The 11,683-nt window shown below is 40.1% G+C and carries 14 protein-coding genes and 1 pseudogene; all 15 read left to right on the top strand.

The window, feature by feature from the left end; translation table 11 throughout:
• Nucleotides 1-280: 280 nt before the first annotated feature.
• Nucleotides 281-751, top strand: a complete 471-nt coding sequence (locus tag QZ565_RS04870; RefSeq protein ID WP_295526339.1) for an HIT family protein — start codon at nt 281-283, stop codon at nt 749-751.
• A 2-nt stretch (nt 752-753) separates the two neighbouring features.
• Nucleotides 754-1,470, top strand: a complete 717-nt coding sequence (ldcB, locus tag QZ565_RS04865; RefSeq protein ID WP_020902091.1) for an LD-carboxypeptidase LdcB/DacB — start codon at nt 754-756, stop codon at nt 1,468-1,470.
• A gap of 122 nt (nt 1,471-1,592) precedes the next feature.
• Nucleotides 1,593-2,018 (top strand): 50S ribosomal protein L11, encoded by a 426-nt coding sequence (rplK, locus tag QZ565_RS04860; RefSeq protein WP_001085807.1) that lies wholly within the window; start codon nt 1,593-1,595, stop codon nt 2,016-2,018.
• A 97-nt stretch (nt 2,019-2,115) separates the two neighbouring features.
• The gene (rplA, locus tag QZ565_RS04855) at nt 2,116-2,805 is read left to right on the top strand and encodes a 50S ribosomal protein L1 (protein ID WP_001085675.1); all 690 of its coding nucleotides are present in this window, start codon (nt 2,116-2,118) and stop codon (nt 2,803-2,805) included.
• A gap of 488 nt (nt 2,806-3,293) precedes the next feature.
• Nucleotides 3,294-4,052: a class I SAM-dependent methyltransferase gene (locus tag QZ565_RS04850; protein WP_295526335.1), complete on the top strand. Its 759-nt coding sequence runs from the start codon at nt 3,294-3,296 to the stop codon at nt 4,050-4,052.
• Nucleotides 4,053-4,137: 85 nt separating this feature from the next.
• Complete coding sequence (locus tag QZ565_RS04845; RefSeq protein ID WP_001049318.1) at nt 4,138-4,650, top strand: adenine phosphoribosyltransferase; 513 nt, start codon at nt 4,138-4,140, stop codon at nt 4,648-4,650.
• Nucleotides 4,651-4,832: 182 nt separating this feature from the next.
• Complete coding sequence (gene metA / locus QZ565_RS04840) at nt 4,833-5,777, top strand: homoserine O-succinyltransferase (protein ID WP_295526332.1); 945 nt, start codon at nt 4,833-4,835, stop codon at nt 5,775-5,777.
• A gap of 8 nt (nt 5,778-5,785) precedes the next feature.
• Entirely contained in the window at nt 5,786-6,463 is a 678-nt protein-coding gene (locus tag QZ565_RS04835; RefSeq protein WP_295526329.1) for a DnaD domain-containing protein, read from the top strand.
• Between the two features lie 97 nt (nt 6,464-6,560).
• Complete coding sequence (gene tpiA / locus QZ565_RS04830; RefSeq protein ID WP_004269852.1) at nt 6,561-7,319, top strand: triose-phosphate isomerase; 759 nt, start codon at nt 6,561-6,563, stop codon at nt 7,317-7,319.
• A 69-nt stretch (nt 7,320-7,388) separates the two neighbouring features.
• Nucleotides 7,389-7,806, top strand: a pseudogene (locus tag QZ565_RS04825) (ATP-binding cassette domain-containing protein); the annotation flags it as partial.
• Nucleotides 7,807-7,956: 150 nt separating this feature from the next.
• Nucleotides 7,957-8,475: a Dps family protein gene (locus tag QZ565_RS04820; RefSeq protein ID WP_295526324.1), complete on the top strand. Its 519-nt coding sequence runs from the start codon at nt 7,957-7,959 to the stop codon at nt 8,473-8,475.
• Nucleotides 8,476-8,682: 207 nt separating this feature from the next.
• A complete protein-coding gene (locus tag QZ565_RS04815) occupies nt 8,683-9,021 on the top strand; it encodes a zinc ribbon domain-containing protein YjdM (protein WP_001061596.1) in 339 nt (112 codons plus the stop codon).
• A gap of 2 nt (nt 9,022-9,023) precedes the next feature.
• On the top strand, nt 9,024-9,653 hold the full coding sequence (locus QZ565_RS04810) for a Pr6Pr family membrane protein (protein WP_295526320.1): 630 nt from the start codon (nt 9,024-9,026) through the stop codon (nt 9,651-9,653).
• Nucleotides 9,654-9,778: 125 nt separating this feature from the next.
• On the top strand, nt 9,779-10,930 hold the full coding sequence (locus tag QZ565_RS04805) for an MFS transporter (protein ID WP_295526317.1): 1,152 nt from the start codon (nt 9,779-9,781) through the stop codon (nt 10,928-10,930).
• Nucleotides 10,931-11,029: 99 nt separating this feature from the next.
• The coding region (gene truA / locus QZ565_RS04800; protein WP_295526314.1) for a tRNA pseudouridine(38-40) synthase TruA at nt 11,030-11,683 on the top strand (654 nt) is incomplete at its 3' end.

Here is an 11,683-nt window from a genome sequence, read left to right as displayed (position 1 = left end):
ACAGTTATTCCATTTTTTAACAAGATTCAGAATTTATTTCATAAAGATAAGAGGGAGGAGAATGATGACCTATAAACACCAACTTTTTGACCTTAATCCCATCCTTCTCGACTCTGAAACAGTTGAGAATTGGGAACAGCCTAGCAACAGATATTTAAGGGGGACATCGAGTAGGGATTGACAGTGAGTAGTTTAATCTCTACATACTTAAGATACAAGAACCGCTATTTCAAGTTGTCAGACTCAAGATTGAAGCTATTATAATTAAAAGGAGAGACTCATGTGCCTTATTTGCCAGAGAATTAATCTCATCAAAGCTGGGGAAAACCCCTATTTTGTTAAAGAGTTGGAAACAGGCTATCTTGTGATTGGAGACCACCAGTATTTTGCAGGCTATAGTCTCTTTCTAGCCAAGGAACATGTCACCGAATTGCATCATTTAGAGAAGGAAACTAGAATCCGTTTTCTAGAGGAAATGAGTTTGGTCCAAGAGGCGGTTGCTAAGGCCTTTGCTGCTGAGAAAATGAATATCGAACTGCTAGGAAATGGTGATGCTCATCTTCACTGGCATTTTTTTCCTAGACGAACAGGTGACATGAATGGTCACGGTCTCAAGGGGCGTGGGCCAGTTTGGTGGGTTCCCTTTGAAGAAATGACAGCAGAAACCTGCCAAGCAAAATCGGATGAGATTAAAAGATTAGTCGAACGTTTATCGTCAGAACTAGATAAATTATTGGAAATAAAGGAGTAGAAATGAAAAAAAGATACCTTGTCTTGACAGCCTTGCTAGCCTTGAGTCTAGCAGCTTGTTCACAAGAAAAAGCAAAAAATGAAGATGGAGCAGCTAAGACAGAACAAACAGCCAAAGTTGATGGAACAGTCGGAAATAAGTCTCAAGAAGCCACCCAGAAAAAAGCAGAAGTGGTTAACAAAGGTGACTACTACAGTATTCAAGGGAAATACGATGAAATTATCGTAGCAAATAAACACTATCCATTATCGAAAGACTACAATCCAGGGGAAAATCCAACAGCCAAGGCTGAGTTGGTCAAACTCATCAAAGCGATGCAAGAGGCAGGCTTCCCAATTAGTGATCAATACAGTGGTTTTAGAAGTTACGAGACTCAGACTAACCTCTATCAAGATTATGTCAATAAAGATGGAAAGGCTGCAGCTGACCGTTACTCTGCCCGTCCTGGCTATAGCGAGCACCAGACAGGCTTGGCCTTTGATGTGATTGGGACAAATGGTGATTTGGTGACAGAAGAAAAAGCGGCCCAATGGCTCTTGGACCATGCGGCTGATTATGGTTTTGTTGTCCGTTATCTTAAAGGTAAGGAAAAGGAAACAGGCTATATGGCTGAGGAATGGCACCTTCGTTATGTCGGAAAAGAGGCTAAAGAGATTGCAGCTAGTGGCCTCAGTTTGGAAGAGTATTTCGGCTTTGAAGGTGGAGATTACGTCGATTAAAAAATAAACTTTTCTCTTGCAATTCCAGATAAATAGTGTATAATAGATGAGTATGTGTAAAGCATACTTGTGGGAGGTAAAAATCTTTAATTACCGCCAAAACCACAAAGGAGGATTTAAAAATGGCTAAAAAAGTCGAAAAACTTGTAAAATTGCAAATCCCTGCTGGTAAAGCTACACCAGCTCCACCGGTTGGACCTGCTCTTGGTCAAGCTGGTATCAACATCATGGGATTCACAAAAGAGTTCAACGCTCGTACAGCTGACCAAGCTGGTATGATCATTCCAGTTGTTATCTCAGTTTACGAAGATAAATCATTTACTTTCATCACTAAAACACCACCAGCTGCTGTTCTTTTGAAAAAAGCTGCAGGTGTTGAAAAAGGATCAGGTACACCTAACAAAACTAAAGTTGCTACAGTTACTCGTGCGCAAGTACAAGAAATTGCAGAAACTAAGATGCCAGATTTGAACGCAGCAAACGTAGAGTCTGCAATGCGTATGATCGAAGGTACTGCTCGTTCTATGGGATTCACTGTTGTTGACTAATCAATAACACCCCCAATATAACCCGCAAGACTTCATCATTTCGAGAAGTGACGTGGGAGATGAAAATCGATTGAACCACTTACAAGGAGAATAGAAAATGGCTAAAAAAAGCAAACAACTTCGTGCTGCTCTTGAGAAAATCGACAGCACAAAAGCATACAGCGTAGAAGAAGCTGTAGCACTTGCAAAAGAAACTAACTTTGCAAAATTTGACGCAACTGTAGAAGTTGCTTACAACTTGAACATCGATGTTAAAAAAGCTGACCAACAAATCCGTGGAGCAATGGTATTGCCAAATGGTACTGGTAAAACTTCACGCGTTCTTGTTTTCGCACGTGGTGCAAAAGCTGAAGAAGCAAAAGCTGCTGGTGCAGACTTTGTTGGTGAAGATGACCTTGTTGCTAAAATCAACGATGGTTGGTTGGACTTCGACGTAGTTATCGCTACACCTGACATGATGGCTCTTGTTGGACGTCTTGGACGTGTCCTTGGACCACGTAACTTGATGCCAAACCCTAAAACTGGTACTGTAACAATGGATGTTGCTAAAGCAGTTGAAGAGTCTAAAGGTGGTAAAATCACTTACCGTGCTGACCGTGCAGGTAACGTTCAAGCAATCATCGGTAAAGTATCATTTGAAGCTGAAAAATTGGTTGAAAACTTCAAAGCTTTCAACGAAACAATCCAAAAAGCAAAACCAGCTACAGCTAAAGGAACTTACGTAACAAACTTGACTATCACAACTACTCAAGGTGTTGGTATCAAAGTTGACGTAAACTCACTTTAATCAGTAGTTTATATCAGAGAACGAGTACGAAAGTGCTCGTTTTTTTTAGGTGCGACGAACATTCCGTTCATCTGAGGTGTAAATCCTCTGCGGGGATCATATACTAGTAAACCCAAAAGTGATTCCCAAGTCTAACTATTGTGAGTAGCTGATCGAACGGAATTAGGATAGACTGTTTAAGTCTGACCTTGGAAATAAGAATCGGCAGAGAAAGAGATAGAGAAATCTTGGCTCTATGAATAGGCACGTGATAGTAAAGCGTATATAGCGGATAAGGAGGCCAGCAACTCTAAAGTACAAATATGTTATCGTAACCTATATGCGTAAACTACATGAGCAATTGAATTAGAACTAGAGAGGTGATTAATAGATTCATGCTATAGTCATGGCAGCTTGTATGCTTTTGATTCTAGTTTATCAAATAATAGATTAGAATTGTCAGACAATATCATTTTATGTTATAATGAAGAAAAAATAGAGGTGTTTAAATGTCAGAAGCAGGTCATAAGTTTTTAGCAAAACTGGGGAAAAAACGCTTACGTCCAGGTGGAAAACGTGCCACAGATTGGTTAATTGCGGAAGGAGGATTTTCAAAAGAAAAGAGAATACTAGAAGTTGCGTGCAATAGGGGAACTACAGCAATTGAGTTGGCACAGCGTTTTGGTTGTAAGATAACTGCTGTTGATATGGATGGAGAAGCCTTAGAAGTGGCTAAAAAATCTGCTGAAACGGCAGGTGTTGCTCATTTAATCAGTTTTGAAAGAGCTAATGCAATGAAACTTCCTTATGAAGATGCTAGTTTTGATATTGTTATAAATGAAGCTATGCTGACTATGCAAGCCGATCAAGCTAAGAAAAAATGTGTAATGGAGTATCTAAGGGTTTTAAAACCTGAAGGTCTTCTCCTGACACATGATGTGCTTCTTAAGGAAGCTAAAGAGTCTGTCAGACAGGAATTGTCACAAGCAATTAATGTAAATGTAGGTCCTTTAACTCAAGATGGTTGGGAAGAGGTGATGATAGAATCAGGTTATCGTGATGTGAAAGTATTGACTGGTGAAATGACATTAATGAAATTATCAGGTATGATTTATGACGAAGGTTGGCTAGGAACTTTGAAAATTTGTGTAAATGCTTGTAAAAAGGAGAATAGAAAGCAGTTTTTAACTATGTATAAAATGTTCGTTAAGAATAAAAAGAACTTGGGCTTTATTGCTATGGCTAGTTATAAATCGTCAAATCGTTAGATAATCATTGAAGTTAACTTTTCCTTTTTTCTTTCTTAAAAAATATGCTATAATAGAGAGTAAAAACTTTGAAAGAAAGAAAAAGATGAATTTAAAAGATTACATTGCAACAATTGAAAATTATCCAAAGGAAGGCATTACCTTCCGTGATATCAGTCCTTTGATGGCTGATGGAAATGCTTATAGCTACGCTGTTCGTGAAATTGTTCAGTATGCTACTGACAAGAAAATTGATATGATTGTAGGTCCTGAGGCTCGTGGATTTATCGTGGGCTGTCCTGTTGCCTTTGAGTTGGGAATTGGTTTTGCACCTGTTCGTAAGCCAGGTAAATTGCCACGCGAAGTCATTTCTGCTGACTATGAAAAAGAGTACGGTGTTGATACCTTGACTATGCATGCGGATGCCATCAAGCCAGGTCAACGTGTTCTTATCGTAGATGACCTCTTGGCGACAGGTGGAACTGTTAAGGCAACTATCGAAATGATTGAAAAACTTGGTGGTGTTGTAGCAGGTTGTGCCTTCCTTGTTGAATTGGATGAATTGAACGGCCGTGAAAAAATCGGTGACTACGACTACAAAGTTTTGATGCATTATTAATGAAAAACAGTCCTTAGGGCTGTTTTCTCTACATTAGGATATAAAAATAGGCTATAGCTAGTTAGAGAAAAACTATAATTGAAAACTATATCTTCTTGCAGTATAATAAAAGGAACAAGTGTTTGAATTTTAGCTTCAAACGCATGCAATGATTCCTGAAAGAGTACAGTTAGGAGAGGATTATGCCGATTCGAATTGATAAAAAATTACCAGCTGTTGAGATTTTACGGACAGAGAACATCTTTGTCATGGATGATCAACGTGCTGCCCACCAAGATATCCGTCCCTTGAAGATTTTGATTTTAAATCTCATGCCCAAGAAAATGGTGACAGAGACCCAGTTGTTGCGCCATTTGGCCAATACACCCCTACAACTGGATATTGATTTCCTCTATATGGAGAGCCATCGTTCTAAAACAACTCGTTCAGAACACATGGAGACCTTCTACAAAACTTTTCCAGAAGTTAAGGATGAGTATTTTGATGGGATGATTATCACGGGTGCTCCAGTTGAGCATTTACCATTTGAGGAAGTAGACTATTGGGAGGAATTCAGTCAGGTAATCGAGTGGTCCAAGACCCATGTCTATTCGACCCTTCATATCTGTTGGGGGGCTCAGGCTGGTCTTTATCTGCGCTATGGAGTGGAAAAATACCAGATGGACAGTAAGTTATCAGGTATTTATCCTCAGGACACCTTAAAGGAAGGTCATCTTCTCTTTAGAGGCTTTGACGATAGCTATGTATCCCCTCATTCTCGGCACACGGAGATTTCTAAGGAAGAAATCTTAAACAAAACCAATCTTGAAATTTTATCAGAAGGACCTCAGGTTGGAGTTTCTATTTTGGCCAGTCGTGATTTGCGAGAAATTTATAGTTTTGGGCATTTGGAATATGACCGTGATACCTTGGCAAAAGAGTATTTTAGGGACCGTGATGCAGGTTTAGACCCACATATTCCAGAAAATTACTTTAAGGATGATGATGTCAACCAGATACCTTGTCTTTGTTGGTCTTCATCAGCAGCCCTCTTTTTCAGTAACTGGGTGAATTATGCGGTCTATCAGGAGACGCCTTTTGACTGGAGAAAAATAGAAGATGATGCATCTGCATTTGGGTATTTATAAGAGGAATTATGACATATTTAGACGCTTTTAAATCAGGGAACTTGGTTTTGCCAAGTGCCCTGCTCTTGCATTTTAAGGAACTCTTTCCGTCCAGCGATGATTTTTTAGTCTGGCAATTTTTCTATTTGCAAAATACGACAGGTTTGGAAGAAATGTCGCCAAGCCAGATTGCTGAAAGGATTGGCAAGGAAATTTCGGATGTCAATCAGGCTATTTCCAATCTGACGGAGAGGGGGCTGCTTCAGTATCGTACTATCGAATTAAATGGCGAAATCGAATTGCTTTTTGATGCTAGTTTGGCATTGGAACGTTTGGATAATTTGCTTGGAGCTGCTCATTCAAGTTCAGACCAGTTGACACCTCAAAATCAGCTTAAGAATTTGGTGGAAACTTTCCAGCAGGAGTTGGGACGCTTGTTGACTCCTTTTGAGATTGAGGATTTGACCAAGACTCTTAAGGAAGATGGAACCAGTACTGACTTGATTAAGGAAGCTCTTCGTGAAGCTGTTTTGAATGGAAAACCAAACTGGAAGTACATTCAGGCGATTTTAAGAAACTGGCGCCATGAAGGCATCAAAAGTGTGGCTCAAATAGAGGCTAAGCGGGCAGAAAGAGAAGCAAGCAATCCTCAGTTGACACAGGTATCGGCAGATTTCAGAAATGCCATGGATCTCTGGAAGGATTAATCCATGTAAGCAGGCTTGAAATCCGAGTAAAATTTGCAAGCTGTGTCTAATTGTGATAAAATAAATAGAAAATAAATTGAAAAAAGAGGTATGTGAAATGTCACGTAAACCATTTATCGCTGGTAACTGGAAAATGAACAAAAATCCAGAAGAAGCTAAAGCATTTGTTGAAGCAGTTGCATCAAAACTTCCTTCATCAGATCTTGTTGAAGCAGGTATCGCAGCTCCAGCTCTTGATTTGACAACTGTTCTTGCTGCTGCAAAAGGTTCAAACCTTAAAGTCGCTGCTCAAAACTGCTACTTTGAAAATGCAGGTGCTTTCACTGGTGAAACTAGCCCACAAGTTTTGAAAGAAATCGGTACAGACTACGTTGTTATCGGTCACTCAGAACGCCGTGACTACTTCCATGAAACTGACGAAGATATCAACAAAAAAGCAAAAGCAATCTTTGCAAACGGTATGCTTCCAATCATCTGTTGTGGTGAGTCACTTGAAACTTACGAAGCTGGTAAAGCTGCTGAATTCGTAGGTGCTCAAGTATCTGCTGCATTGGCTGGTTTGACAGCTGAACAAGTTGCTGTATCAGTTATCGCTTACGAGCCAATCTGGGCTATCGGTACTGGTAAATCAGCTTCACAAGACGACGCACAAAAAATGTGTAAAGTTGTTCGTGACGTTGTAGCTGCTGACTTTGGTCAAGAAGTTGCTGACAAAGTTCGTGTTCAATACGGTGGTTCAGTTAAACCTGAAAACGTTGCTTCATACATGGCTTGCCCAGACGTTGACGGTGCCCTTGTAGGTGGTGCGTCACTTGAAGCTGAAAGCTTCTTGGCATTGCTTGACTTTGTAAAATAATCGACTCTTTATCAACATTATTGGGTTGAAGAAAAGCTAAAATCGAGAAAGGACAAATATCGTCCTTTCTTTTTTTCCACTAAAGCGGCTAATGTAGACCATTTTATTCGAACTCTTCCTGGTGGTTATAACATGGAGATGAACCAAGACTCCAGCGATATTTCCCTCGGGCAAAAACAACTGTTGACCATCGCGTTTGCTATTCTAGCTAATCCTAAAATTCTCATTTTGGATGAAGCGACTTCCTCTGTTGATACCTGTTTGAAACTCTTGATTCAAAAAGCTATGAAACGGTTGATGAAAGGAAGGACTAGCTTTGTCATAGCCCGCTGTCTCTATACCATTCAAGAGGCAAATAATATTCTCGTTCTTAAGGATGGACAGATTATTGAGCAGGGAAATTACGAAAGCTCACTCCAAGCGAAAGGTTTTTTATTATGATCTTTACCATATCCAATTTTCAAGTAAATCTTATAAAGTGAGCTAATCAGAACTAACTAAACTTTTCTTAAATTATCAGTCTATTGCAACTTTTCTCATGTGAGTCATTTGGCTTGCTATTTGTTTTCCTTAGTAGTATACTAAGGTAGTAATCAGTAAGAAGTGATTACAAATAATAATGAATGAGGTAAAAATAATGGTAGAATTGAAAAAAGAAGCAGTAAAAGACGTAACATCATTGACAAAAGCAGCGCCAGTAGCATTGGCAAAAACAAAGGAAGTATTGAACCAAGCTGTTGCTGATTTGTATGTAGCCCATGTGGCTTTGCACCAAGTACACTGGTACATGCGTGGTCGTGGTTTCCTTGTATGGCATCCAAAAATGGATGAGTATATGGAATCTCTTGACGGTCAATTGGATGAAATCAGTGAGCGTTTGATCACACTTGGTGGAAGCCCATTCTCTACTTTGACAGAATTCCTTCAACACAGTGAAATCGAAGAAGAAGCTGGTGAATACCGTAATGTTGAAGAAAGTTTGGAACGTGTGCTTGCTATCTACCGTTACTTGTCAGAACTTTTCCAAAAAGGTTTGGATGTTACTGATGAAGAAGGTGACGATGTAACAAACGGTATCTTCTCAGATGCTAAAACTGAAACTGATAAAACAATCTGGATGCTTGCCGCAGAACTTGGACAAGCACCTGGTTTGTAAGAAAAATGCATCCCTTTCTATCATGAGTTTCTGTATCACTACTCATGATAAACTATCTTTTAAAAATCATGTAGCAGACAAAGTTACATGATTTTTTCTTTGCTTTTCCGGCGACTCATTTGTCAAAATGCTGATTTTAGGGTATAATAGTTGCTGTTCGAGAAATTTTGATTTTCAAAGAATAGTGAATGATGATAAGGAGAAACCATGAACAACTTACCAAATTGCCCAAAATGTAACTCAGAGTATGTCTATGAAGACGGTGCCCTACTGGTTTGCCCAGAGTGTGCTTATGAGTGGAATCCTGCTGAAGTTGCAGATGTAGAAGAGGGCCTTGTTGCTATCGATGCCAACGGGAATAAATTGGCTGACGGTGATACAGTCACTCTAATCAAGGACTTGAAAGTAAAAGGTGCGCCAAAAGATTTGAAACAAGGGACGCGGGTGAAAAATATTCGCATCGTAGAAGGCGACCACAATATCGACTGTAAAATTGATGGCTTTGGTGCCATGAAACTTAAATCAGAGTTTGTGAAGAAAATTTAAGTATGTCAAAACACTATAAACTTGTATTTTATAGCCGTATCTTCTTGTTTCTAGCGGCATTTACGGGAGTTTATCTTGAAATCGCCAAGCATGGTGGCTTTGGGATGCTTCTCTATTACACGGTTCTGTCCAACCTCTTAGTCGCGATTTTTACGCTTTATCTCCTAAAGGTTATGAGCCGTTTAGGTGAAAACTGGCAAAGATCAAGTCTCTTGCGCTTAAAAGGTGGGGTCACCATGAGTATCATGATTACCTGTGTGATTTACCATTTCCTCCTGGCGCCCATTGCGACTAATTTCTATACCCTAGAAAATTTCCTTTGCCACTATATCGTTCCCCTTTGGTTTTTAGCAGATACCCTCTTTTTTGACAAACAGGGTCAATACAAGATTTGGGATCCAATTGTGTGGACGATTTTACCCTTGCTTTATATGATTTTTGCTCTTTTTAATGGCTTGGTACTGAAACTTGATGTTCCTAATTCTAAGGTCAGTCCCTTCCCTTACTTCTTTTTGAATGTGAACAAGGGTTGGGATGTCGTGTTCAAGTGGTGTCTGATTATCTTTGTTGCCTATATGGTGGCGGGATTTATCTTCTACTTTATTAAGCAAATCAAGAGAAAGTCAACCTAAGACACAAGGGATTCATTTTCGAGTTTAAGAAGGAGTCTGTACACCAAAGAGGCTTCTTCTTTTCTTGCTTGTTTGATAACTATCAAAAAAGTAGAAGATTAAAGAGAAATATAGAAAGAGATTTCATGAAACAATTTTTAGAACGGGCCAGTATTTTGGCTCTCTCCCTCGTTTTGATTACATCCTTTTCCATCTCGAGTGCCCTGCCAGCTATGTTTGACTATTATCAAGGCTACCCTAAGGAACAAATTGAGCTCTTGGCGAGCTTGCCTTCCTTCGGGATCATGATTATGTTACTACTAAATGGCATCTTAGAAAAAATATTTCCTGAGCGCTTACAGATTAGTTTGGGATTGCTGATTTTATCACTGAGTGGGACGGCCCCATTTTGGTATCAAGCCTACCCCTTTGTCTTTGGGACAAGGATTCTTTTTGGTTTAGGTGTTGGGATGATTAATGCCAAGGCCATTTCCATTATCAGTGAACGCTATCAAGGAAAAACGCGAATTCAGATGTTAGGGCTACGCGGTTCTGCAGAGGTCGTTGGTGCGTCTCTCATTACCTTGGCAGTTGGTCAGTTGTTGGCCTTTGGTTGGACAGCTACCTTCTTAGCCTATAGTGCTGGATTTTTGGTGCTGACCCTCTATCTGCTCTTTGTCCCTTATGGAAAAGAAAAGAAAGAAGTCAAGAAAAAAACGAAGGAAGCAAGTCGCTTAACTCGGGAAATGAAGGGCTTGATTTTTATCCTAGCTATTGAAGCGGCAGTTGTAGTTTGTACCAATACAGCTATTACCATCCGTATTCCAAGTTTGATGGTGGAAAGAGGATTGGGGGATGCCCAGTTATCTAGTTTTGTTCTTAGTGTCATGCAGTTGATCGGGATTGTTGCTGGGGTGAGTTTTTCTTTCTTGATTTCCATCTTTAAGGAAAAATTGCTTCTCTGGTCTGGTATTACCTTCGGCTTAGGGCAAATTGTGATCGCCCTGTCTCCATCCTTGTGGGTGGTAGTGGCAGGAAGCATTCTGGCTGGTTTTGCCTACAGTGTAGCCTTGACGACGGTCTTTCAACTTGTCTCTGAAAGAATTCCAGCTAAACTCCTCAATCAAGCAACCTCATTTGCGGTTTTAGGCTGTAGTTTTGGAGCCTTTACGACCCCATTTGTTTTAGGGGCAATTGGGTTACTAACGCAAAATGGGATGCTGGTCTTCGCCATTTTAGGATCATGGTTGATTGTAACCTCTATCTTTGTCATGTACCTACTTCAGAAGAGAGCTTAGGATTGGTTTCCTAAGTTTTTCTTTTTTGAAATTTTGTACCCATACAGTTGTGGATTTTATAGCTTGTTACGAGACTAATTTCTTGATAAAATAGAAGTTATGACGAGATATAAAGCAACTATTTCCTATGATGGTTACGCCTTTGCAGGCTTTCAGCGCCAGACTCATGCGCGGAGCGTTCAGGAAGAAATTGAAAAAACCTTGACCAGGTTAAATAAAGGGCAAGCCATTACTGTTCATGGTGCTGGTAGGACTGATAGTGGGGTTCATGCTTTGGGACAGGTGATCCATTTTGACCTGCCTTATCAAATGGATGAGGAAAAACTGCGTTTTGCTCTAGACACTCAGTCTCCTGAAGATATTGATGTGATTTCGATTGAGCTTGTGGCGGATGATTTTCATTGTCGTTATGCCAAGCACAGCAAGACCTATGAGTTTATTGTTGATAGGGGTCGTCCTAAAAATCCCATGCGCCGTCACTATGCTACTCACTTTCCTTATCCGCTTGATGTGGAGCGGATGCAGGAGGCTGTTAAGAAATTAGAAGGAACCCACGATTTCACCGGTTTTACAGCCTCTGGAACCAGTGTGGAGGATAAGGTCCGCACCATTACAGAAGCTAGTCTTAGTGTTGATGAGACAGGCCAATTTTTGACCTTTACCTTTTCAGGAAATGGCTTCTTGTATAAACAGATTCGCAATATGGTGGGGGCGCCGCCTGAAAAAGGAAAAAATCGTATCCCCACGGGGCAC

It is taken from the genome of uncultured Streptococcus sp., assembly GCF_915066115.1.
GTDB lineage: Bacteria > Bacillota > Bacilli > Lactobacillales > Streptococcaceae > Streptococcus.
The sequence above is the reverse complement of the archived record's forward strand: the minus strand, read 5'-3'. Positions and strand labels throughout refer to the sequence as shown.